Annotated in this window: 23 protein-coding genes and 1 riboswitch; all 23 genes read right to left on the reverse strand. The window is 43.2% G+C overall.

From position 1 onward, the window contains the following. Positions 1–57: 57 nt before the first annotated feature. Complete coding sequence (locus EUBREC_RS08675; protein ID WP_041254070.1) at positions 58–822, reverse strand: adenosylcobinamide-GDP ribazoletransferase; 765 nt, start codon at positions 820–822, stop codon at positions 58–60. Positions 823–846: 24 nt separating this feature from the next. Continuing rightward, on the reverse strand, positions 847–1,473 hold the full coding sequence (locus tag EUBREC_RS08680; RefSeq protein ID WP_012742765.1) for a bifunctional adenosylcobinamide kinase/adenosylcobinamide-phosphate guanylyltransferase: 627 nt from the start codon (positions 1,471–1,473) through the stop codon (positions 847–849). Next, positions 1,474–2,565, reverse strand: coding sequence for a nicotinate-nucleotide--dimethylbenzimidazole phosphoribosyltransferase (gene cobT, locus EUBREC_RS08685; protein WP_012742766.1), 1,092 nt, complete (start codon positions 2,563–2,565; stop codon positions 1,474–1,476). Then, positions 2,558–4,063, reverse strand: coding sequence for a cobyric acid synthase (locus EUBREC_RS08690; protein ID WP_012742767.1), 1,506 nt, complete (start codon positions 4,061–4,063; stop codon positions 2,558–2,560). Before EUBREC_RS08690 ends, cobT begins: the two co-directional genes overlap by 8 nt. An 82-nt stretch (positions 4,064–4,145) precedes the next feature. Beyond that, positions 4,146–5,273 carry an ABC transporter ATP-binding protein gene (locus EUBREC_RS08695; protein ID WP_012742768.1) on the reverse strand — a complete coding sequence of 376 codons (1,128 nt, stop codon included), beginning with the start codon at positions 5,271–5,273 and terminating at the stop codon, positions 4,146–4,148. After that, complete coding sequence (locus tag EUBREC_RS08700) at positions 5,273–6,289, reverse strand: FecCD family ABC transporter permease (protein WP_012742769.1); 1,017 nt, start codon at positions 6,287–6,289, stop codon at positions 5,273–5,275. Before EUBREC_RS08700 ends, EUBREC_RS08695 begins: the two co-directional genes overlap by 1 nt. Before the next feature lie 16 nt (positions 6,290–6,305). Further along, positions 6,306–7,511 carry an ABC transporter substrate-binding protein gene (locus EUBREC_RS08705; protein ID WP_012742770.1) on the reverse strand — a complete coding sequence of 402 codons (1,206 nt, stop codon included), beginning with the start codon at positions 7,509–7,511 and terminating at the stop codon, positions 6,306–6,308. 7 nt (positions 7,512–7,518) lie between these two features. After that, on the reverse strand, positions 7,519–8,430 hold the full coding sequence (locus tag EUBREC_RS08710) for an iron transporter (RefSeq protein WP_012742771.1): 912 nt from the start codon (positions 8,428–8,430) through the stop codon (positions 7,519–7,521). A 57-nt stretch (positions 8,431–8,487) separates the two neighbouring features. Then, entirely contained in the window at positions 8,488–9,699 is a 1,212-nt protein-coding gene (locus EUBREC_RS08715; RefSeq protein WP_012742772.1) for a sirohydrochlorin cobaltochelatase, read from the reverse strand. A gap of 227 nt (positions 9,700–9,926) precedes the next feature. Beyond that, positions 9,927–10,097, reverse strand: a riboswitch (cobalamin riboswitch). 146 nt (positions 10,098–10,243) lie between these two features. Next, complete coding sequence (gene cls, locus EUBREC_RS08720) at positions 10,244–11,779, reverse strand: cardiolipin synthase (RefSeq protein ID WP_012742773.1); 1,536 nt, start codon at positions 11,777–11,779, stop codon at positions 10,244–10,246. Between the two features lie 75 nt (positions 11,780–11,854). Further along, positions 11,855–12,691 carry a S8 family peptidase gene (locus EUBREC_RS08725; RefSeq protein WP_012742774.1) on the reverse strand — a complete coding sequence of 279 codons (837 nt, stop codon included), beginning with the start codon at positions 12,689–12,691 and terminating at the stop codon, positions 11,855–11,857. 169 nt (positions 12,692–12,860) lie between these two features. Continuing rightward, positions 12,861–14,951: a polyribonucleotide nucleotidyltransferase gene (locus tag EUBREC_RS08730; RefSeq protein WP_041254072.1), complete on the reverse strand. Its 2,091-nt coding sequence runs from the start codon at positions 14,949–14,951 to the stop codon at positions 12,861–12,863. A gap of 174 nt (positions 14,952–15,125) precedes the next feature. Next, positions 15,126–15,392, reverse strand: coding sequence for a 30S ribosomal protein S15 (gene rpsO / locus EUBREC_RS08735; protein ID WP_012742776.1), 267 nt, complete (start codon positions 15,390–15,392; stop codon positions 15,126–15,128). A 142-nt stretch (positions 15,393–15,534) separates the two neighbouring features. Continuing rightward, positions 15,535–16,746 carry a C40 family peptidase gene (locus tag EUBREC_RS08740; protein WP_012742777.1) on the reverse strand — a complete coding sequence of 404 codons (1,212 nt, stop codon included), beginning with the start codon at positions 16,744–16,746 and terminating at the stop codon, positions 15,535–15,537. 143 nt (positions 16,747–16,889) lie between these two features. Further along, on the reverse strand, positions 16,890–17,819 hold the full coding sequence (locus EUBREC_RS08745; protein ID WP_012742779.1) for a bifunctional riboflavin kinase/FAD synthetase: 930 nt from the start codon (positions 17,817–17,819) through the stop codon (positions 16,890–16,892). Positions 17,820–17,836: 17 nt separating this feature from the next. Further along, complete coding sequence (gene truB, locus EUBREC_RS08750) at positions 17,837–18,736, reverse strand: tRNA pseudouridine(55) synthase TruB (protein ID WP_012742780.1); 900 nt, start codon at positions 18,734–18,736, stop codon at positions 17,837–17,839. Between the two features lie 18 nt (positions 18,737–18,754). After that, a complete protein-coding gene (locus EUBREC_RS08755; RefSeq protein WP_012742781.1) occupies positions 18,755–19,702 on the reverse strand; it encodes a DHH family phosphoesterase in 948 nt (315 codons plus the stop codon). Between the two features lie 15 nt (positions 19,703–19,717). Continuing rightward, the gene (rbfA, locus tag EUBREC_RS08760; RefSeq protein ID WP_012742782.1) at positions 19,718–20,083 is read right to left on the reverse strand and encodes a 30S ribosome-binding factor RbfA; all 366 of its coding nucleotides are present in this window, start codon (positions 20,081–20,083) and stop codon (positions 19,718–19,720) included. A 75-nt stretch (positions 20,084–20,158) separates the two neighbouring features. Next, on the reverse strand, positions 20,159–22,969 hold the full coding sequence (infB, locus tag EUBREC_RS08765) for a translation initiation factor IF-2 (RefSeq protein WP_015516547.1): 2,811 nt from the start codon (positions 22,967–22,969) through the stop codon (positions 20,159–20,161). Between the two features lie 17 nt (positions 22,970–22,986). Beyond that, a complete protein-coding gene (locus EUBREC_RS08770) occupies positions 22,987–23,280 on the reverse strand; it encodes a L7Ae/L30e/S12e/Gadd45 family ribosomal protein (protein WP_012742784.1) in 294 nt (97 codons plus the stop codon). A 10-nt stretch (positions 23,281–23,290) separates the two neighbouring features. Further along, positions 23,291–23,563, reverse strand: a complete 273-nt coding sequence (gene rnpM, locus EUBREC_RS08775; protein ID WP_012742785.1) for an RNase P modulator RnpM — start codon at positions 23,561–23,563, stop codon at positions 23,291–23,293. After that, the gene (gene nusA / locus EUBREC_RS08780; RefSeq protein WP_012742786.1) at positions 23,563–24,807 is read right to left on the reverse strand and encodes a transcription termination factor NusA; all 1,245 of its coding nucleotides are present in this window, start codon (positions 24,805–24,807) and stop codon (positions 23,563–23,565) included. Before nusA ends, rnpM begins: the two co-directional genes overlap by 1 nt. 37 nt (positions 24,808–24,844) lie before the next feature. After that, positions 24,845–25,312 (reverse strand): ribosome maturation factor RimP, encoded by a 468-nt coding sequence (gene rimP, locus EUBREC_RS08785; protein WP_012742787.1) that lies wholly within the window; start codon positions 25,310–25,312, stop codon positions 24,845–24,847. Between the last annotated feature and the right edge of the window lie 137 nt (positions 25,313–25,449).

The following is a 25,449-nucleotide window of genomic DNA, read 5'->3' on the forward strand; positions in this document are numbered from 1 at the left end:
AGTACAACTTTTATCAAAATACTTATCCGTACCATTCCTATATTCAAAACAAATATACTAAATAATAAAAGAGACACCACCCAGTGCCACTGCCATGGCGCACTCACATATACACACAAAATACCCTGCCGTATCGCCTGTGATGCCGCCAAGCTCCTTTTTTGTTTTCACATAATAATACCAAAAGCTAAGTGCTGCCGCAATGATCATAGCCACCGCATAAGGCAGTGACACAATAAATAAAACAGTCATACACAGTGCAAGCTGGATGTATAGTGCTGCCCTGACGATCGTTCTGTGTGCAGTGTCTGCAAACATAAATAACAGCCCATCGCTTTTTGCCGATTTAAATGACACAACAGCTATTCCGCTTAAGCATCTTGCGATGAAAAAACCTGCACAAAAAACAATAAATGCTTTATCATTCATTATCTGAGAAAAAGCTCCCATGAATAATAATCCGTAGGCTGCAAGCATTATAACGGCAAATGCTCCTATATGTGAATCCTTAAGTATTGCAAGCTTTTCCTCCCGCGGCTTGTATGAATGAAACGCATCCATTGTATCCATAAAACCATCTATGTGAAAGCCTCCCGTAACCGCTATCGGAATGAGTGCGCCTATGCATACATAGCAGATATCCGCCACTCCAAAATGAGAGTATATATATCTCCAAAGCATAAGAAGCAGTCCAATCACAGCTCCTATCCACGGAAAGAATACCAGCATGTACTTCATGTCATCATCATTCCATTTAAATTGTGGCATAGGTATCTTTGAATACATGGAAAAAGATACTATGCACGACCTTATTAACTTCATAATACACTTAACCTCCACACTGCTTCACTTAACCGTCACCGGAATGCCTGCAACCACCTCAACGACACGCTCTGCCATAGCGGCAAGCCCTCTGTTTACAATTCCCATTGCCTTTATGTAATTCATCGTTGATTCATCATAGCAGACTCCGTCTTCAAATACATTGTTTGTCACAATTACAAGCTCAGCAACATTTTCACTTAAGATACTTACCTCTTTTAACACCTTTTTACTCACATGGCTGATTTGAGCAGTCTCATAATCCTTCATATTTTCAGGGCCATCCAAAGCCTTTTTTTCAGCTTCGGCAGCCTGCATACCGGAAGCATCTACAGGTGGAAACATCTCATTTGCCACAAGGTTTGACATACACTCAAGCAGTGCTGACCGCCCGGTTTTTAAACTGCTTTCTGATTGCAGCTTAGAAACCGCATTTTGGATATCACGAGGCTGCTCGATGGTAATAAAGCCTTTTCCGGCACGAAGTCTTCTGTGCCTGTCTATCTTCCGCTGCCCCTCATCATCAAATACCTGCATGGTGGCAATGTAATATTTTTCTTTGTATCCATTTTCATTTGACACGCGACAAATATACTTTTCTGCATATGCTGATTTGCCGCTGCCGCTGCCGCCTGTTATAAGTGTAATCATCTATACGTACCTCTCATACTGTGATACCGAGATATCGTCGAAGGTTGTCCGTCCTTTGTATACGCTAAGTGCCATATCCAAAAGCGCAAACATCATCACGGCACCTGTTCCCTCTCCAAGCGCAAGAGATGCTCTTATGACTGGCCTTACGGAAAGTGCCTCACACAAAAGCGCCACGGCAGGCTCCCTGCCCTCATGGGATGGAATGATAAAATCAGTAACTCCGGAAAGAAGCCTTCCTGCTGCCAACGCAGAAACCATGCTTATCACTCCGTCGAGCACAACAGGAATATGGTATAATGCACCGCCTATACACACTCCGACAAGTCCTGCAATATCAAGTCCTCCGACTGTCATAAGTATCTCAAAGGTGTCCTTATTATATAAATCATACTTTTCTATTGCGCTCTCAATTACACGGATTTTTCTCTCAAGCCCACTGTCGTTTATGCCTGCTCCTCTTCCTGTCACTGTGGCCACATTGCACCTTAGCATGGCGGCTGCCATTGCCGCACTTGTGGTGGTGTTTCCTATACCCATCTCACCGGTTGCAATAATTCTGCAGCCGTTCGCCTTACATCCACGCACTATTTCTATACCTGCTGCAATCGCTTCAAGTGTCTCAGCCCTTGTCATGGCAGGCTCTTTTGCAAAGTTTCTCGTGCCCCTGCGCACCTTTCTTTGAAGCAGCCCTTTAACACTCTCGTCACTGTTTATTCCTATATCCACAGGAATTGTATCAGCCCCTGCAGTCATTGCCATGCGTCCGACAGATGAAGCCTTCCTTGCCATGGATTTTGCAACTGCAAGTGTCACCTCCTGTCCGGACTGGCTGATGCCCTCAGCAACCACACCATTATCCGCACACATCATTATGACCGCCTTTTTTGAAATATCTATATTTTCATCTCCCAAAACAGCACCGATTTTAGCCGTTAATAGCTCAAAATCCCCCATGCCGTCGAGCGGCTTTGCCACCGAATCCCAGTTTGAACGGATTTTTTTGTACATTTTTGCATCAGGTGGCGTTATTTTTAATTTTTTCAATTCTTCAACTGTAAAATGGTCAGAAATAATACTATTTTCAATCATATTTTGCCTCACGAAGCATGCCGTACACTGCATCCATATCCAGATACTCCCTCAGTGTGTCCGCAAGCCTGTCATACTGTTTTTCTTTGAAGCTCTTATAGCTTACAATAGCGCTGTCATTCACATCAATGCCCTTTTTATCGGCAATATAATCCACTATCACCCTGGCGGCCTCTGCAGTATCAAAAATGCCGTGGATGTACGAGCCGTACACATTTCTGCCATCAGATATGACATTATTTAACTCATTTTTCCTGTCAGCACAAGCCCCCTGCTCATCTGAAGCTGTGCTATATGCGCTCTTACCCATATGTATCTCATAGCCCAGAAAGTGACAGCCTGAAAGCCTGCTCAATACCCCATCTACATGTGCTATTTCACCGCTTGTCTGAAGCCGTGTCTTGCTGTCTTTTAGAACGGTATCTATAGGAAGAAGCTCCATGCCACGCATATATCCTCCCTCCTCAACACCGTCGGGGTCGGCTATTGAAGCCCCAAGCATCTGATAGCCTCCGCATATTCCAAAAACCGGAATCTCACAGGAAAGCTTTTTGACAGCGGCCTCAAGTCCGTTTTGTCTCATCCACAAAAGATCCCCCATCGTATTCTTGCTTCCCGGCAGAAATACTATATCCGGATGACGCAGCTCATTTACTGTTGACACATACCGTACTGTTACCTCGGACATCTGCTCAAAGACATTGAAATCCGTGAAATTTGATATTCTCGGATATCTGATGACCGCTATATCAATAAGCCCATCTGTCTTTTTGTCAAAGCGCTCTGTCAGGCTGTCCTCATCCTCAAGCTGTACATCCATATATGGCACCACTCCGGTAACAGGCACCCTACCTCTCTCCTCAAGCATCTGTATCCCCGGGTCAAGGATCGTCTTGTCTCCACGGAATTTATTGATAATAAGCCCGCAGACACGATTCTTTTCCTCATCGGTTAAAAGCATAAGTGTGCCAAGCAGCTGCGCAAAAACGCCACCTCTGTCGATATCACCCACGAGCAGCACCGGTGCATCCACCATATGCGCAAGCCCCATGTTTACAATATCATTTTCCTTCAGATTTATCTCCGCCGGGCTTCCTGCGCCCTCAATCACTATGATATCAGCATACTCCTCAAGCTTTTTAAATGCCTTTTTTATATCCGGTATCAGAGTTTTCTTGTATGCAAAATACTCTCTCGCCGGCATGTTCTTAAGCACCCTTCCGTTTACAATCACCTGTGAGCCTGTATTATTTGTAGGCTTTAAAAGAATAGGATTCATGCACACCATAGGCTTAATGCCTGCTGCCTCAGCCTGCATCACCTGTGCCCGTCCCATCTCAAGTCCTTCGTCTGTTATATAAGAGTTGAGCGCCATGTTCTGTGATTTAAACGGTGCCACTCTGTATCCGTCCTGTCTGAAAATGCGGCACAAGCCCGCGACAAGAAAGCTCTTGCCTGAATTGGACATTGTACCCTGTACCATAATTACCTTTGCCATATCTATACCTGCTGTCTGAATTTATGTGGTAGTCTGTTGCTTAATCATTGAATATTAAACTGTAGTGTGAACAGTAACTTCCTTAAAGCTGTGCCAATTGTTCCTCAAGAAAAGGAATTTTTATAATTTTTCCTGTAGAGACTGCATACTCATAAAGCCTGCTGTTAAACTGCTCATACGTGCCAAACTCTGTTCTGTCACATATAACGCCCTCGCATGCGTCAATAAGCTCCTTTGCCTTTTCAATAAGGGCATCGTCTACAGGCTCAAAGCTTCTTGCGCTGACAATCTCAGCAGAAAGCGCCTTTGCCGCAGGATAATCCAGATCATTTTCATAGATGATTCCTGTCGCAAACGGGATACCCTTTCGCTGTAAGCTCCTAAAGCTTTTTCTGCCCAGGCCCCCTCCTGCTATGACAAATATCCTCGCACTTCCATCCGGTTTTTCCAGCTCTAAATCCTCTCCTGTTTCGTCAAAGCTTCCTGCCGTAATTCCAAAAAGACCTGAAACATATTGGTCAGTAAATACCTCCTCAGGAGTGCCATATCTGTCCACATATCTGCCATCTATACACAAAATATGGTCTGACACACGCTTTGCCATATCAAGCTCATGGAGCGACATGATAACCGTAAGATTCTTCTGTCTTTTAAGCCTTTGGAGTATTGATAAAAACTCAAGCTTGTACTTTATATCAAGATACGAGGTAGGCTCGTCTAACACTATAATCTCCGGCTGCTGGCATATAGCCCGTGACAGCATAACCCGCTGTCTTTGTCCATCGCTTATCTTTGTAAAATCCTTATCTTTTATCTGTGATACATTGACCAGCTCCATCGCCTCATCCACAGCCTTTTTGTCCTCATCCGAAAGTACTCCGAACCGGCCTGTGTATGGATATCTGCCGGTCGCAACCACATCATAGCAGGTCATAAGCTCCGTCTTTAGCTTATCGGTGAGCACAACAGCCATTTTCTTTGCAAATTCATTGCCATTCATCGTCACTACATCACTTTTATCAAGATATATCGTACCGCTCACAAGCGAAAGCTGTCTTGCAATACTTTTTAAAATAGTCGATTTACCGGCACCGTTTGGCCCGATTAATGTGAGAATCTCTCCCCTTTTCAGGGAAAAATCAATATTTTCAATAAGCGGCCTGTTATCATATCCAACGGCCAGCTTTTGTGCAGTAAAATAATATTCCATCAGACATTTTTCTCCTTGCTGCGTCTTATCATGATAAACAGCACTACAGGTGCACCAAATACTGCCGTAACCGTGCTGATACTAAGCTCCGTAGGCGCAAACATCATCCTCGCAAGCAAATCACAAAACAGGCAGAACACCGCTCCACCAAGGAAGCAGGCCGGTATCATATATATGGGCTTTGTGCTCTTTAGCATGCTTTTTACTATGTGTGGCACGGCTATTCCGACAAACGATATCGGTCCCGCAAACGCCACTATACATGCGGAAAGCAGGCTTGAAAGCAGAACCAGAAGCACCCGGATACGCTTTATGTTTACGCCCAGATTTACGGCATATGACTCTCCGAGCTGATATGCCATAAGGGGCTTTGACATAAGAAAAACAAAGATAAATGTGATTCCCACCACAATGCTCATCACCCCAACGCTGTCCCAGGTCATGCCCGAAAAGCTTCCCCTTGACCAGTTATGCAGGTTTACTATATCGGAATCATCTGCAAATGTCACCACAAACTCAGTCACCGCAGAGCATATGTAGCCAATCATGACACCGCTCACCACAAGCATTGACATGCTGCTTACCTTTCTTGAAATGATAAGCACAAAGCCCATTGAAAGCATTGCTCCCAAAAACGCTGCTGCAATCATGGCCAGTGAGCTCACACGTATGGCATTTCCAAGTAAAAATACCATAACAAGTGCCACAATCATCTTAGCTCCCGATGATATACCAAGCACAAAAGGTCCCGCGATTGGATTATGAAAAAAAGTCTGCAAAAGATATCCTGCAAGCGCTAATGCCCCGCCCAGTATCATCGCTGCGATAGCTCTTGGCATGCGGATATCCCACACAATACGTCCTACCCTGTCTGAGTGGTCATAAAGTGTCGCAAATGCAGCCTTAAATGATATGTGTACAGTTCCTATGCACACATTCATGATAAGCAATATAATAATTAAGATTATAAGAATAATAAATGTTGTAAAACACCTTATTTTTCTGGTTTTTTCCATGTTGTAGCTCCGCTTTTTATCTTTTTGTGCTATTGATTTTCCTGTTGAGCTTAAACAGATATTTCATGCCGCTGTCGGGTGCACCTGTAATCATCGAATGCATATCATCAATCATATATCCTATGGACATAGACTGCTGATACATATCGTTCGTGGTGCAAAATACATTGCCGTCTTTGACTGCCCTAAAATCAGCAAGCACCGGGCACTTGTCCAAAAGCTCATTCAGATTCTTCACACCGCCGTCTATCGCACTGTTATATATCAGATAGTCAGCATCTATTGCTCCATTGTAGAAATCCTCTAGCTGCATATTCATGGTCGACCTGCCTGTATCGTCGTCATTTGACGCATCAAAAATATATTTTCCGCCGGCAAGCGAAATCATCTTTGGCACATAATCTGTACTTTTGCGCACCTGAACCTGTCCATTGGACGTGATATAGAAAAATGCAACTGTCGGTCTGCTATCATCATTTGCAGCAGTATCTGTCTTTGCGATGCGATTTACAATATCCACCTGCTCATTAAAGAGCTCATCGGCCTTTTCATCCCTGTCTGTGAGTGCTCCGAAAAACTTCACCCACTCCACTCTGCCGAGCGGCTCCTCCTCATAGCTTGAGTACTCGATTATTGAAGGGATATCAAAGCTTTTAAGCTTTTCCGTTACCTGTGGCGAATGGGTAATCATAGTATTTTCTATGGCAAGAGAACAGTTTTCTGACACCAAAAGCTCATAATCGGGTTTTGAGTATTTGCCGGCATATAGCATTCTGCCACTTTCAAGAGCCTTTCTTGCACTGTCAATGTACCAGCCATCACTGTCAAGCCCCGAAAATTTAATAGTGTCCACTGCATCAAGCTTGTCAAACATATCCATCACCCCTGATGCGACCAGATACAAATCACTTACAGGCTCCTTCAATACAATGATATCCTTGTCAATATCCTTTGGAGTCTTTCTGCCTTTTGGCACGGTAAGTATTTGGGTACCGTCCTTTGTAGTAAGTATCTTGTATCCACCCTCATAATAGTCAACAGAAAAATTCTTTGCATATAAAAGCTTCATACTGCTCTTATATATAAGACCGTTTTGTGCCTCTGCCTCAGCCTTCGATTCGGTATTCCCTGAATCGGAAGAAGGACTGTCACAGCCTGACAGCCAGAACAGTCCTATAATTGATATCAATATATATATAATTATCTTTTTTCTTCCATGCATAGCTTAATTATTCTCCATCCTCACCAAGCACCTCTGTAGCAGAATCTGAATGGAAGGTGAGTGTGTACTCAACCTCGTGCGGCTTGCTCATAGCAACTGTATCTCCGATAACCTGCATAGGTGTATCAAGCTTAACCGGAATTTCAAATACAGAATTGCCGTCTGTATTTACAGGCATGTATTTCTGTCCATCAACTATCATATAGTCATAGTTTGGACTGCTCCACTGCACTGTTGCAGTAGCGGCTCCACCGCTTATAGTCACCTCAGCCGGTGATGCAATGCTCGCCTTACCGCTTCCGCCCTCGAAATCGAGATTGATATTGTATGTTCCGTCAGGAAGCTCTTTTCCTGCACTCTCAGATACGCTTGCATCTGCGTCCGCAGGTGTGGCATTTGAGACCTTTACCTTGTGGTCATACCATTTGCCCTTTGTACCGATAAGTGCAAGGTCAAATTCCTCATCCAAAACAGGAACCGGTATATCAAACGCATTGACCTCCTCAGTTGTGCCATCGCCATAATCGACAGTCTCAACAGTTGGCTCCAAAAGCTCAGCCTTGTCCTTTGAGGCATCCTTTGCTGTTCCCAAAAAGAGATTTACAATGTGTGTGGATGTAAGAGCAACATGTATTGTTGCCTTGCCATCCTTCACGGTGAGTGTACCTTTGTTGTCATATGCATCATTCACATGAAACATTGAGCTGTCTGTAGTAAACTCTGCTGTATATGTACCATCTGAAAGTGCTATCTTTTCTGTTTTTTCAGCCTTTTTTGTGCTCTCTGTCGCATCCTGCACTGCTTTTTTGCTTTCTGTTTCAGCTTTTGCATTCTTATTACCGCAGGCTGCCAGGCTCATGGCACAAACCAGTGTCATTGCAACGATATAAGTAAACTTGTTTCTGAATAATTTTCTCATGTCTGATATACTGCTCCTGTTATTTTATAGCTTCCCCACTATACATTTAAGTAACTGCTACTTGCTCATAGCAGCCGCTGTATGCTCAACATAAAGCTTCTGGATACCCTCAATCTCACCAAGTCCGTTAATCTGTGTATCGATTTTATCGAACTTTCCTGATGCCTTAAACTGTGAAAGCCATGAATCATCATCACTTCCCGCCATATCATTGTTGGCATGGTCTCCTGCAACAACCATAAGCGGACGAAGAATGACGTTCTTGTAGCCAGCGGCTGACACCTTCTCAATGACAGACTCACATGATGTATCCTCCGGCTCACCCTCTACAGTTCCGATAAATACGTTCTCATAACCCAAAGCTGTCATCTGGCTCTGCATCTGGCTGTATGAAATCTTTGCTGTATGGCTTGTTCCATGTCCCATAAATACAAATGCTGTGCCCTCTTCCTTTGCAGCATCAAGGCTGTCATAGCCTGCCTTTTCTACTGCTTCCTCTGTAAGAATTTCTGCAACGGCCTTTTTATCCTCATTTACAACTGTTGCATCACTTCCAACCTCACCGAGGAGTGGCTCTGCAATCTTTACAGACTCAAATTTATCCTTATACTTCTCTACAGCCTCTGAAAGCTCATCATACTCTGCTCCATGCATCAGGTGTGTAGGCTGTACCACAAGATTCTTTACACCATTTTTGACTGCACGCTCAAGTGCCTGATCCATATTGTCAATCTTCTCGTCATCTCTTGCCTGTACATGATTGATGATAATCTGTGCTGTGAAGGCTCTTCTGACTGACCAGTCAGGATTTGCAGCTGCTATTGCATCCTCCACACCCTTGATATCAGCCACACGGCTGTCGTTGAAGGATGTACCAAAGCTTACTACAAGAATCTCGTTCTCGCCGATATCATCCTGGTTTCTCGGATCATCCTTCGAAGCATCGCCTGTATCTCTGCCGAAATAGTCAGGATCAGCATTTTCTCCCTCTACAAGCTCCTTCTGTGCGTCTGTGAGCTTGTCCCAGGCCTCCTTAGCCTCCTTGCACTGCTTATCTGTATCATCTGTTCTCTCCTGCACGTAGATTGCATCGATTAAATCTGCCACATGCATTGCTGCCTCCTGATCAGCGTTTGCGCTTGTCTCACTCTCCGAAGTCTTAGATGCCTGTGTATCATTCTTTGCATCATCTGCCTTGCTGCCACAGCCGGTCACTGCTGTCATAGCCATAACTGCTGCCATCAGTACTACTACTAATTTCTTTTTCATGTTTTCTCCTTTTCATTCTCCTTGCAGCTATTAAGCTGCACATGTTTTAAATATGTAAGACGAAAACATTTAAAGCGTCAAAAATAAAAGCTCTTTGTACTATTATGTCAAAGAGCTATACATGTCAAAATCCTTCTAACCCAGACTATACGGCTATCATAACCTTGTCTGTAATTATAATTATTTCATCACGTACAGCCAGTTACTCGTGGCTTGAAACACTATTGTTTCCGTACAACACAAAGGCAGGTCTCCCGGCTTATATATCATTGCTTCGGCCGTCTTCCCGGTTGCCCAGTGACCTATCGGCCGTCACTCCCTAATTACGGTGACGAGTTCGTACAGGATTTGCACCTGTTTCCCTTTTCACCGGAGCCAGCTTCACATCGCCTGTCATAAATCAGATTCAAATGCTTGTCTGCTCCGACACCTTTATGCTACATATTCAGTTTCTTCGTGCGTTGCTTATGCAATCGCTTGGATTATTATATTACAACTTGTAACATTATTCAACAGATTTTTATCAGACGCTTTACAGACACATTTACAAAAGCGGCGCAAAAAGCTGCAAAATACTCTGCAGCAGCCTGCCTGCAAATGAGATATCATTTGTGCTTTCCTCATACACCTCCTCTGAAACCGCAAACGTCTCTATCGCATCCTCTTTTATTTTTCCGATGCACTGAGTCCTGTACATGTATACAAAATCCTCAAAATTCCAGTACATGCTCCTGAAATCCAGATTGCATGTGCCAACTATCGCAGTATCATCATCTGCCACTATACACTTTGAATGTATAAAGCCGGGTGTGTATAGATATATCCTTACCCCCGCCTCGATAAGAGGTCTGAAATTGGCTTTTGTCTGCAGATAAATGAGCTTTTTATCGGGAATCTTAGGTACAACAATACGCACATCAACACCTGACCTGACTGCCGATATCATAGCATGTGACAGCTCTGTTCCAAGTATCAGATATGGTGTAAAAATATAAACATATTTTTTAGCTCTTGAGATGATACTCACATAAAGATTCTCTCCTACATCATCATGCTCAAGCGGTGAATCGCAAAACGGCTGGACAAAACCGCTTTCCTCTGACTGGCTGAAAGTATTGTGTGGATTCAGATATTCATCATGCACAGCATTGTCCTTATTGATATAATTCCACATCTCAAGGAACATCGTCGTGAAACTGTTTACACACTCTCCCTCCACACGGATACCGGCATCCTTCCAGTAACCAAACCTGATTTTTTTGTTGATATACTCATCTGCTATATTGTAACCACCGGTATGCGCCACACGTCCGTCTATCACCAGTATCTTCCTATGATCCCTGTCATTCATAATTACTGAAAGCATGGGCTTATATGGATTGAAGCGTCTGGTCTGTATTCCGATGCTCTCCATCGCCTTTATAAAATGTGGCGGAATGGCATTTATGCTGCCAAAATCATCATATATGATTCTCACCACAACTCCATGCTTTACCTTTTCTTTGAGTATATCAAGTATCTGATCAAGCATAACGCCACTGCCGATTATGAAATACTCCATAAAGATAAACTTTTCAGCTGACCTTAAATCTTTTAAAATGCTCTCAAAAGCCTCCTCACCTGATTTAAAGTACTCTGTGCAGTCCTCAGCATACAGTGGATATTTCTGATTTTGAGTGATAAGCCTGCTTTGTCTGTATGCATCCATATCTGTCTGTCTGAGTGTCTCATTTAGCAGCTCGTTTTCAGGCCGAAGCGGCGCATATGCTTCCACAATTCTCGCCATTCTTTTCTGTGTCTTCGACGTAAGCTCCGGTCTTCCGAAAAAGAAATAGCACGGAATACCAACGATTGGAACACTCAGTATCAAAAATATCCATGACATTTTTATATACATTTTCATCCGCCTGTTGACAATATAAAGCGAAAGCAATATAGCTGCCACATACATCAGATCCTGAAACACCCTGCTGGCAACAGAGGCCGTATAAAACAAAAAGAACCACCATATCATCTGTATGATTATTATTGTCGAAACTATAAAAAGCTTTGAAAGCAGTCTTTGTAATATTTTTCTCATATAAGCCCTACCATGAAATTACAATTATACAACCTAATATTTCCTATATTATCTATAATAAATCTCTAATACATATTATAATATTCCCACCAATTTATCAACATTTATAATCCCCCACGAGCCTTTGTGACTATCCCCTGCCCTGTCACATGTATTATACAGTGCTAGCTTAACCGCCTCCGGTCTCATATTTGGATTTTTTTCCAATAGAAGTGCTATGGCACCTGACACAATCGGTGTAGCCATTGAAGTACCTGTTTTCCTTACATATGTGCCATCTCTCGTTCCAAGGCTTATGATATCATGCCCGGGAGCCAGAATCTCAGGCTTTACAATACAACAGTCGGTAGGACCTTTGCCACTTCTTATATCATCAAAGCTTCCGACTGTTATTATTTTTCTTGAAATTCCCGGCACAGTTACAGAAAACGGTGCCGGGCCATAGTTGCCCGCTGCTGCAACAACTACTACTCCCATATCCCACAATTCATCTATCAGCTTCAATATCTTAATACGCTCTGCTGTATCAGAACATGGCAGATATCCTACAGAGAAGTTGAGTATTTTTATATTAAGTCTGACACAGTTTTCTTTTATATACTTAAGTGCACGAATTGAATCCGACGTCTGCCCCATGCCAAGATAATCAAGCACCTTAAACACATATAGTCCTGCCCCTGGAGCCATGCCTATATCTGCAGCCGATAATATACCGCACACATGTGTACCATGCCCGTTATCGTCATAACATGTCTCCTTTCCACCCACAAAATCCATAAAGTGCTTTATGCACCCATCAAGCTGTTTGTGTTTAAACACACCCGTATCAAGCACTGCTATATTGACATTTTTACCACTATATCCATTTTTATATACCAGATTTGCATTTATACTATATTTCGCATTTTTCATTATTATTTTATTTTTTAATTTAGTATATGATTCGTTTTCACAATATGACACAGACGCACCTGTTTTGCCTTACATCATATCACCTTACTATAATTTCATATATTAAAAGGACTGCACCTGCGTGCAGCCCTTTACCTGGATATTATTGTTATACTTTAACGTATATTAATTAATCCTCTTTTACATCCTTCATAGAGAAGCTGATTCTTCCCATCTTGTCCTTGCCAAGGCAAACAACCTTTACCTTGTCTCCAAGTGTGAGTACATCCTCTACTCTGTTGATTCTCTCTTTTGCAATCTTAGAAATGTGAACCATTCCCTCTTTGCCAGGAGCAAATTCGATGAAAGCACCGAACTCCTTGATGCTTACAACTGTTCCCTCAAGGATCTGTCCCTGCTCAAAATCAGTTGTGATAATCTTAATCATGTCGATTGCCTTTGCAATCATCTCTTTATCTGTTCCGCAAACTGAAACAGCGCCATCATCTGTGATATCGATCTTGACACCGGTTCTGTCGATAATCTCGTTGATTGTCTTACCCTTCTGTCCGACAACATCACCAATCTTTGATGGATCGATTGTAATCTGCTCGATCTTTGGAGCCCACTCATTTACTTCTTTTCTAGGCTCAGCGATTGCCTTGCTCATGACCTCATCCATGATGTAGAGACGTGCCTCACGTGTTCTCGCGATTGCCTCCTCAACGATAGGTCTTGTAAGTCCGTGAATCTTGATATCCATCTGGATAGCTGTAATACCCTTATGTGTACCTGTTACCTTGAAATCCATATCTCCGAAGAAATCCTCAAGACCCTGGATATCTGTAAGTACAAGGAAATCATCATCTGTATCGCCTGTTACAAGTCCGCATGAGATTCCGGCAACCATAGCCTTAATCGGAACACCTGCAGCCATAAGTGACATACATGATGCACATGTTGAAGCCATTGATGTAGAGCCGTTTGACTCAAATGTCTCAGATACGGCACGGATAGTATATGGGAACTCCTCAATGCTTGGAAGTACAGGAACAAGTGCCTTCTCAGCAAGTGCTCCGTGTCCAATCTCACGACGTCCCGGTCCACGTGATACCTTTGTCTCTCCTACAGAGTATGCAGGGAAGTTATAGTGATGCATATATCTCTTTGTTGTGATATTTGCATCAAGTCCGTCGATTTTCTGAATCTCTGATAAAGGAGCAAGTGTTACAACATCACAAATCTGTGTCTGTCCACGGGTAAACATTGCAGAGCCGTGAACTCTAGGAATCAAATCAACCTCTGCTGCGAGTGGTCTGATCTGGTTGATTGCACGGCCGTCCGGACGCTTATGATCCTTTAAAATCATCTTTCTGACTGTCTTCTTCTGATACTGGTAAATAGCCTCACCAAGTACTGCAAGGTACTCCTCATTGTCAGCGAAAGCTTCCTCTAACTGCTCTGTGATAGCTCTTATATTTTCCTCACGCTTCTGCTTCTCATCTGTGAATACTGCCTCCTCCATCTGCTCTGGAGTAACAATTTTCTTGATATCCTCAAACATCTGCTCCGGAATAGCACAGCTCTCATACTCATGCTTTGGCTTGCCAATCTCATCACGGATCTGATCCATGAATGCGATAACTGTCTGGTTAATATCATGACACTTGTAGATTGCCTCAATCATCTGATCCTCAGGAATCTCATTGGCGCCTGCCTCAATCATGATGACCTTTTCCTTTGTAGAAGCAACTGTGAGCTGTAAATCGCCCTCATCCCACTGCTTCTGTGAAGGGTTTACGATAAACTCTCCATCAACAAGTCCCATCTGTGTCATGGCACATGGTCCGTCAAACGGAATATCTGATATATGAACAGCAAGAGCTGTACCGATCATTGCAACTATCTCAGGACGGCACTCAGGATCCACTGACATGACAAGGTTGTTTAATGTAACATCATTTCTGTAATCCTTTGGGAAAAGAGGTCTCATAGGACGGTCAATTACACGATCTGTAAGGATGGCGTTCTCAGATGCCTTTCCCTCACGCTTGTTAAAACCACCCGGAATTTTTCCTACAGAGTACATCTTCTCCTCGAACTCAACGCTGAGTGGGAAGAAATCCACACCGTCACGTGGCTTGTCAGATGCTGTAGCTGTTGAAAGGACTGTTGTATCACCATACTTGATAAAAACAGCTCCGTTTGCCTGAGCTGCTACTCTTCCGATATCTACAGTAAGAGTCCTGCCGGCAAGTTCCATTGAATAACTTTTGTACATATTAATTCTCCTTAAAAATTCTTTTGCAGAAGTGTATTCCTCTTCCGAAACTACTAAACAATACATGTACGCTCATGCACTCTTTAGTGGTCTCGGCTTACTTCTGCTTTTCAAAAAACAATAATAAAAACAATAATAGAGCGGAATAATAATTACTCCGCTCTAAAGAAAATACTATTTTCTGAGTCCTAAACGCTCGATAAGTGAACGATATCTCTCGATATCAATCTCCTTAAGGTATGCAAGTAATCCACGTCTCTGACCGATCATCTTTAACATTCCTCTTCTTGAGTGATGATCCTTTGGGTTCTGTTTGAAATGCTCAGTTAACTCTGCGATTCTTGCTGAAAGAATTGCAATCTGAACCTCTGGTGAACCTGTGTCATTTGGTGTTCTACCGTACTCTGCGATAATAGCCTGTTTCTTTTCCTTTGCGATCATTGTTGATCCTCCTTATATTATAATGCGCCCTGATAACTGTATGATGCTCAGCAATAGGTCGGAGTGTCCAACTACCGAACATGGGCAAAACCACACTTATGCAGTATAGCATAGTAAGCATTTGTTGTAAACTGTTTTTTTATTAATCCGGCAAATATCTTGCGACACAAATCGGATTTCTGTAATATGCATTTGAAACCTTGATTCCATCACGCTTGTTGCTGGCATGTACAATCTGTCCGTTTCCGATATAAATTGCAACATGTGAGATACTCCTTCCACTTCCGTAGAAGAATAAATCTCCCGGCTTTGCTTCAGATGCACTGATTTTTGTGCCGTATGAAGGCTGTGCTCTTGATGAATGCGGTAATGAGATTCCATACTTTCCAAGAATTCTCATTGTGAAGCCTGAGCAGTCAACTCCCTTCTCAAGGCTTGTACCACCCCACACATATCTGTTTCCGACAAACTGTAACGCATACGATACAACAGATGCCCTTACATCTGATACGCCGTCACCATACTTCACCTGCTCTATTGTCTTTGCTGTAGGAAGTGCCTGTGCCAGTGTCACATAATCCTGTGATATATATCCTACCGAATCATCCACACTTATCTCAACCCAGCCGTCAGCGACAGAATTAACCGTGAATGCCTCTGAATTTCCAACCTGCGAAAGCACCGCAGCATCTGTTGACTTCTCTGCACGCACATTCAGTGTTTCCGTATTTACTGTGGCAACCGTCTTAATCTCCTGTTCTGCAATAGCCTCTGCCTCATCTCCTGTCACAAGATACTGCTTGTTTACATATCCTGTCACCTTGCCTGATGTGACCTTGTACCATTCTCCGGCATCCTCAAGAAGCTCACAGGCATTGTGATTGGTAAGTATTCCTATTACCTCGCTGTCTGTCGAAGCTTCCTGTCTGATATTTAAGTTTCCACTGCTTATAACCGACATACCAAGATTTGTATAACCACAGGTCTGTGCGGCAGTCGGTGTCTGAGCTGCTTCATTTACCTGTGCTTCCTCTTTTGCCTGCTCAGACTCCTGTGAAGCATCGTCTGTCTGCGGTGCGCCCTGTGCAGATGCTGTTACAACATTGCTGTCATTTTGCGCAACAGTAAGCTCAGCTCCGTAGTATGTGAGAGCAGATGTCGCGCCTGCTGTAAGAAGCTCCGTAGCATCTGCCGCCTCTGTCAGACCAAGGGCAACCCCCGCATTGACTGTTCTGTTTTCCTTTAATGATGTTCTGGCATCTACTGTGCTGCTTGAACTCATAGATACAGCACCTATAATAATAGCAAACGCTACAACGCCTGCTGCCTGTCCTAATTTTAATTTATTTTTCATATAGCCTCCAGTTCATGCTATCCATAATCCCATGTTTACGAGTATATCACAAATTGTTAAAATGTCAATATTTCTCCGTAATATTTCCGTAATATTTGTCATTTTTTCGTTATTTTGGGTAATTTCGCAAAAAAACAGCCACACTAGAATGTGTGACTGCCTGCATAATTGATTGTATAATTGATATCTGCACTCATCTGGCTCTTTAACGCTTCTATTGAATCAAACTTCATCTCAGGTCTTACGAACTTATGAAGCTCTACCATGATATCCTGTCCGTAAACATCCTGCCCAAAATCTATGATATATGTCTCTGCACCGATTGGATTTTTGCCCTCTATAGTAGGCTTGCATCCTATATTGGTTACACCAAGGTACCAGTTGTCCCTGACAAGAACTCTTGACATATACACTCCCTTTGGTGGAAGCAGCTTATCGTGCGGCACTGAAAGGTTGACTGTCGGAATGCCAATAGTCCTGCCCAGTGCTCTGCCATGCACTACTCTTCCTTTTATGAAAAAGGGATATCCCAGCAGTTCATTCGCCTTTTTAATATGTCCTGCCGCAATCTCCTCGCGGATATAGGTACTGCTTATATCCCTGTCTCCATCCTTTATCTTGTCCACCACAATAAGCTCGTATCCAAGCTCTCCTGCCATCGCAGAAAGCAGCCGATGGTCTCCTGCCCTGTTGTGCCCGAAACGGAAATCATCTCCGACAATGATACACTTGACATTAAGACTTTTAACTATCCATCTGACAAACGCATCCGCCTCCATCGTCATCACCTGTGGCACAAACGGACACTCTATCAGATAGTCAATACCTGATTTTTCAAACACATACTCTTTTTCATCGTTTGTGATTATAACCTTTGACTCAACGCCAAGTACCTCCGATTTGGGAGGAATGTCAAATGTAAATATGATGCGCTTGTAGCCATGCAGATTGCTCTGTTCAATTTGCTTTTCCATCAGAAATTCATGTCCTCGGTGAAGCCCGTCAAACTTTCCAAACGAGATGACGGACGGCTCCTTGACATGAAAATCCAGAGTTTTGCTTATATATTCCATAATATCTGTATACTATTCTATTCCATAAAAATCTTAACCGGCTTAAACTCACCGGTCTCATCAAGATACGAATACACACCGACAAATATGCCCTCATGATTGTATACTCTGTATCTTATATCAGAGTCAGCACTGTGTTTTAAATAATCCGTAAGCACTGCCGGAATTTTATTTCCATTTCTGACAAGCTTATCAGCATCTGAAGCAGTATGCACTGCCGGCAGATTTTCGAATACTCCGTCAACAGGCATCACCATATCAAAGCAGCCTTCATCCACCTTTGACTGAATCTGCGAAAGTGTAAGTGCATGCTCTAAGTCAAAGCCTGCTACCCTTACTCTAAGCAGTGACTTCATGCAGCCATGGCAGCCCAGCCTCTCTCCGATGTCATTGCACAGCGTCCTGATATATGTGCCCTTTGAACAGTGCACCGTCATCGTAACCTCCGGTAAATCAATGCTTTCAACCTTGATATCAAACACCTCGATATCCCGGGCTTTTCTCTCTATAACCTTGCCCTCCCTGGCAAGCTCATAGAGCTTTTTCCCATTGACCTTTAGAGCCGAATACATTGGCGGCACCTGCTTTTGTCTGCCAATAAACTGTGATATTGCATCATACACCGCCTGCTCAGTCACATTGACCTTAGCCTGATTTAAGACCTGCCCTGAAATATCCTGTGTATCTGTCTCCTGTCCTAAAAGCAGCACAGCTTTATAGACCTTGTCCTTATCTGTCAAAAGGTCACACACTCTGGTTGCCTTTCCAAGGCAGACAGGAAGGACGCCCTGTGCATCAGGATCAAGTGTACCCGTATGACCAATCTTCTTCTGGTGGAATATGCCTCGAAGCTTTGCCACAACGTCAAAGCTTGTATAGCCCTTTTCCTTGTATACATTGATTATTCCATTAACCATCTGCCCAAGAATCTCTCCCTAAATATTATCCTTAATTGCCGTAAGGATGCGGTCTGTTGCCACCTCAAGCGGTCCTTCAATCGTAAATCCGGCAGCCTTTACATGTCCACCGCCGCCAAATACCGACGCAACCTTTGCCACATCGTAATCACCGTTTACGCGCAGGCTGCCCTTGTAGGTACCATCCTCATTTTCGTAGAGAAATACAGCAACCTTTATATCCTTTGTCACGCGCAGCTGATTTACAATACCGTCGAGATGCTTTGGAAGCACATCGTACTTCTCCATCTCAGCGCGCGATACTGCAGACAATATAACATCACCATTCAGATACAAAGCAGCATTCAAAAGTGCCTGCCCCATAATCTTGTTCTGAGCAAATGTCTTTGTATAAAATGTATCATCGATTATCCTTGAATAATCAATGCCCATCTCCATCAGGGAGCCTGCTATATCCATAGTCTTTTTTGAAGTGCATGAATACTGGAACACACCTGTATCATGCACCATGCCTGTGTAAATACACTCTGCTATCTGTATTGTGATGCGCTCCTTCGGCAGAAGCTCAAACACAAGCTCACAGGTTGAGCTCGCATCCGGAAAGATGTAATTTGTGTCTGCAAAGGCCCCGTTTGTAACATGATGATCTATGCAAAGTGTCCTTTTTGCAGACTCAAAATACTTAGCTGCACTTCCCAGTCTGCCTGTGTCACTGCAGTCACATGCTATGAACAGATCGTATACTGTATCATCCGCATAGCTGCTGTCAATCTCATCTGCTCTTTGCATGAACTTAAAGATGTTTGGGCTTGGCTCTAAATAAAGCCTTGCCTTTATATCAGGATAATAATCCTTTATGTAGTTGTATACAGCAAGTGTTGAGCCGACACAGTCGCCATCCGGTCTCACATGACCGGAAACAGCAACTGATTGTGCATCCTTTAAATTAGAATCAATCTCTGTCATAATCAATCCTCTTTGTTAATCCTCTTTGAGATTTTTTGTTACTTCATCAATCTTTTTAGACATCTCAACACCATACTCTATAGACTGGTCTATGATAAATGTAATGGCAGGTGTATTTCTTAAATTGATGTTCTTTGCGAGAGTTCTGCGTATATATCCCTCCGCTGACTTAAGTCCTGCAAGTGTATCAGCCTGTGATTTCTTGTCACCAAGCACACTGATATAAGCCTTTGCTGTCTTTAAATCAGGTGCCACCTCGACAGCAACAACACTTGTCATGGGATTGATACGCGGATCCTTTATCTCACCGCGTATGATATTTGACAGTTCACGCATTACCTCTTCGTTGATACGAATATTTTTTATGCTGTTCTTTCTCATATAATCCCGCTTTCTTTTTATATTAAACCGTAACTATCCGAATAGCTGCATTAATTCAAGATAACCAATATATGATTATCTCGGAACCTCTACCATCTTGTAAGCTTCAACTATATCGAATTCCTGAATATCATTAAATCCGTCAAATACAAGACCACACTCATAGCCTGTCTTGACCTCCTTGACGTCATCCTTGAATCTCTTGAGTGAAGCAAGGTCTCCCTCGAATATCTGCTCACCCTCTCTGCTAATTCTGACACGGCAGCCTCTCTCCATAAATCCGTCAAGCACATATGAACCTGCAATGTTTCCAACGCCTGAAGCCTTGAAAATCTGTCTGATTTCCGCATGTCCGATAACCTTCTCCTCAAATACAGGATCAAGCATACCCTTCATGGCCGCAGATACATCCTCGATTGCATTGTAGATGACCTTGTAAAGTCTGATATCTACGCCCTCACGGTCTGCTGTAGCCTTGGCAACAGGATCCGGTCTGACGTTAAAGCCAATGATGATTGCATTTGATGCTGATGCAAGGATAACATCTGACTCGTTGATGGCACCAACGCCGCCATGGATGACTTTGACCACAACCTCCTCATTTGAAAGCTTGACAAGACTCTGCTTAACAGCCTCAACTGAACCCTGTACATCTGCCTTTACGATGATATCAAGCTCCTTCATATTGCCGGACTGAATCTGTGAGAACAGATCATCAAGTGACATCTTTGCCTTTGTATCCTCGATGAGCTTATTCTTCTCCTCTGAAATATATGTGTCAGAGAATGCCTTTGCCTCCTTCTCTGAATCACATGCCACAAATGTCTCACCTGCTGAAGGCACACTGTTGAGTCCAAGTATCTCTACAGGCGTAGAAGGCTTAGCCTCCTTTACTCTGCGGCCCTTGTCATCAATCATGGCTCTTACCTTACCATAGCTGCTTCCACATGCGATAGGATCTCCGACATGGAGTGTTCCTTTTTGTACAAGCACTGTGGCAACCGCACCACGGCCTTTATCAAGCTGTGCTTCAATTACGAGACCTCTTGCGTTTCTATCAGGATTAGCCTTGAGCTCGAGCACCTCTGCTGTGAGAAGAATCATCTCAAGGAGATTGTCGATACCCTCCTTAGTATGTGCAGATACAGGACAGAATATTGTGCTTCCGCCCCAATCCTCCGGGATAAGCTCATACTCTGAGAGCTCCTGCTTAACCTTGTCGATATTGGCACTTGGCTTATCTATCTTGTTGACTGCAACGATAATCTCAACACCTGCTGCCTTTGCATGGTTTATTGCCTCAACAGTCTGCGGCATTACACCATCATCTGCAGCAACAACAAGGATTGCGATATCAGTAGAGTTTGCACCACGCATACGCATTGCTGTAAATGCCTCATGTCCCGGTGTATCAAGGAATGTGATGTTCTGGCCATTGATTGATACAACAGATGCACCAATGTGCTGTGTAATACCACCTGCCTCACGGTCTGTAACACGTGTCTGTCTGATGGCATCAAGCAGTGATGTCTTACCATGATCTACGTGACCCATTACGCAGACTACAGGTGGACGAGGAACCATCTTGCTCTCATCCTCTTCATCCTCCTTGAGAAGCTCTGCAATCACATCGACCTTCTCCTCTTCCTCACATATGAAATTGAACTCTAAAGCAATCTCCTCAGCGGCTGCAAAATCAACTTCAGAGTTAACTGTTACCATCTCGCCCTTCATGAAAAGCTTCTTTACAATGGCTGAAGGCTGAACCTTCATCTTATCAGCTAAATCCCTTATTGTAATCTTCTCCGGAAGAGAAATTGTCTTAATCTCGTTCTCATCCTCTTTTGGCTGTGCCTTCGGCTGCTGTGGCTTTTTCTTACCGCCGTGCTTCTCGAGATTGATGTAATTCTCCTGCTTCTTTCCGAGCTTATCCTGCTTCTGGCTCTGATTGTGATTATGCTTATTCTTTCTATCGTTGCCTCTGTCGCGGCTCTCCTTTCCTCTTACATCATCAGGAGCTGCAACTGCAACTGTTTCTTTTCTGAAACGATTTCTGTCATCACCTCTGCTGCCTGTTCTATCGTTATTTCTATCATTGCTCCTGCTTCTGTCATTGCTTCTGCTTCTATCATTATTTCTGTCAAAGCTTCTGCCACCCTCTGCAGGACGTCTGGCGTCATTTCTGAAGCCTCGGTTATTGTCTCTATTATTGTCTCTGCTGTTATCTCGGTTATTGTTGTCGCGATTGTTTGTTCTTCTATCGCTGTTTCTGTCCGTATTTCTGCTTCTGTCGGCATTTCTGTCAGTGTTTCTGTTGTTGATTCTGTCGCCATTGTCCTGACGTCTGTCGCTTCTTCTATCAGCGTCAGCCTGACGTGCCGGACGCGAATTGGTTACCTTCATATCTGCATACGGATCCGCTGTACGCTCACTTATAGGGCGCATAGCTCTCTCTCCGACAGGTCTTGGCTTAATAATGCTGTGCTGCTCAGGACGTGATGACTGATTATCGCGTCTGCCATTGCCATTTCTGCGCTGCGAACTGTTATTTCCATTATTTCCGCTGCCGTTTCCACCATTTGTTTTCCTACCCTGCTTACTGTACTGGGCATTGAAAACTGCTGTGATGCTTGCCTTTTTCTTTGGTCTGTCGGCTGCCTTAGCCTCATCCTTTTTAGGTTCTTCCTTTTTAGGTTCTTCCTTCTTAGGTGCATCTTTTTTTACTTCTGTTTTCGCGTACTTCTTTCGTACAATTTGCTGTGCCTCATCCTCAAGACCGCTCTGCACATTTTTGACAGCAAACTGTGTGCCGTTTAATGTGTCTATGACTTCCTGCGACTTTATATTTAATTCTTTTGCAAGTTCATGAACTCTCATTTTTGCCATATATCTATTTTCCTCCATTATTCAGTTTTATTCGACTGCAGCTTTTTTATCACTGCATTTGCAAGGTTTTCATCCGTTACTGCAAGGGAAGCGCGAAACTCTTTGCCTATTGCATTCCCTAACCCCACCTTGTCACTATAAAAATAAATCGGAACCTCATAGAAAGCAGTCATATCCGAAAAATGCTTCTTTGTGTTGTCTGATGAATCATCTGCAACTATCACTAAAAATGCCTTTCCTGTCTTTACAGCTTTCTCTGTAGAAAACTCTCCGCTAACCACATTGCCTGACTTTGCTGCTAATCCCAGCATAGAAAGTACTCTATCTGTCAATTTGGTTCATCTCCTTTTCAAGCTCCTCATATACCTGTTCTGATACACTAACACCAAGGGAACGCTCAAGTGCCTTTGTCTTTTTAGCCTTTTTAAAGCATTCAAGGCTCTTACATATATAAGCTCCCCTGCCGTTTTTCTTGCCGGTGTCATCGAGAATTATGTCGCCCTCCGCAGTCTTTACCACGCGAATAAGTGACTTCTTTTCCTTCATCTCCTGACAGCCTACGCATTTGCGCATTGGAATCTTTTTATTTGCCATTACTGCTCATCACCACTATCTGCCGCATCATTTTCTGTACCTGCTGCTTCGTTCTCGTCAGCCTCTGTATCAAAAGCCTCTGCCTGTACATCTGCCTGTTCTGTATCAGCTAATCTCTCGTTCTCAGCAAGCTCATCATCCGAATAATCATAATCGTCATCATAATCATCCTCTTCATAGTCATTCTCATAATCCATGAAGTCCCCTGACTCTCTAGCCTGTGTCTCGCTCTTGATATCAATCTTGAAGCCTGTAAGTCTTGCTGCAAGTCTTGCATTCTGTCCTTCCTTACCGATTGCAAGCGAAAGCTGATAATCCGGAACAACAACCTTTGCTGATTTCTCATCTGCATCTGCGATAACAGAGATAACCTTTGCAGGGCTAAGTGCGTTCTGGATAAGTATTGCCGGATTCTCATCCCATGTGATGATATCGATTTTCTCACCGCGAAGCTCATTTACGATAGCATTTACTCTGGCACCATTCATACCTACACATGCTCCTACAGGGTCTACGTTTGGATCATTTGACCATACTGCAATCTTTGTTCTGCTTCCGGCCTCACGTGAAATAGCCTTTATCTCAACTATGCCCTCTTTAACCTCTGTAACCTCTGACTCGAAAAGTCTCTTCACAAGCTCAGGGTGTGTTCTTGAAACAAGAATCTTTGGTCCCTTTGATGTTGACTTAACCTCAAGGATATATACCTTGATACGCTCTGTAGGCTTGAATACCTCACCCTTTATCTGCTCACTCTCAGTCAGAAGTGCATCTGCCTTACCTAAGTTGATGCTGACATTCTTTCCGATGTACCTTTGAACAACACCTGTCACAACATCCTTTTCCTTGCTGTTGTACTCGTCAAATATTACCTTTCTTTCCTCCTCGCGGATTTTCTGAAGGATAACATTCTTTGCGTTCTGTGTAGCAATACGTCCGAATTCCTTTGACTTAACCTCAACTCTCACGATATCTCCAAGCTGATAGTTACCGTTTACCTTGTGCGCATCTGCTAAGGAAATCTCCTCAACCGGATCCTCAACCGTATCTACAACCGTCTTCTCCTGGTAGCATGAGAAAGCACATGTCTCAGGATCTATTTCTACCTTTACATTGTCTGATTTACCAAAATGGTTCTTGCAGGCAGTCACAAGAGAGTTCTCAATTGCCTCAAGTAAAGTTTCTTTACTGATGTTTTTCTCCTGCTCTAATATATTTAACGCTTCTAATAACTCATTGCTCATTATTTTTTCCTCCTATTTGTGTTATCGTGCGCTTTAATTAAAAATCCAATGCCTGACGTATAAGCGCAATGTCACTCTTATTAAATGTAGTCTCATTGCCGTCTTCATCGGTTATTGTCACTGTATCCTTATCATAGGCTTTAAGCAGACCATAAAATTCCTTTGATTTGTTGATAGCCCTGTATGTGCGAATCTCTATCTCCTTATTCATATTGCGCACATAGTCCTTTTCCTTCTTGAGAGGTCTTCCAAGCCCCGGCGAGCTGACCTCGAAGGTGTACGAATCAGGAATATAGTCCTCTCTGTCGAGAATCTCATTCATCTGCCTTGCAACCACTTCACAGTCATCAACAGTTATGCCACCCTCCTTATCGATATATGCTCTCAGGTAGTTCATACCGCCTTCCTTAACATACTCGACATCAACAAGCTCAAAATTCATGCTGTCAAGAATTGGTTGTATAAAGCTCTCCGTCTTTGCCTCATATACACTTGCCTTTGACATTTTATCACCTCTCTTTTTTATACTTGTAACTATTCATAATTGTTCCAAGTGGTTCTGAATAGCTGCCTGATGTTTATAAACGTGAATTGAGAGAGGACTTTTGCCCTCTCTCAATCTAGTCAACGTTGTTATCATAG

Source organism: Agathobacter rectalis ATCC 33656 (genome assembly GCF_000020605.1).
In the GTDB taxonomy this organism is placed as follows: domain Bacteria; phylum Bacillota; class Clostridia; order Lachnospirales; family Lachnospiraceae; genus Roseburia; species Roseburia rectalis.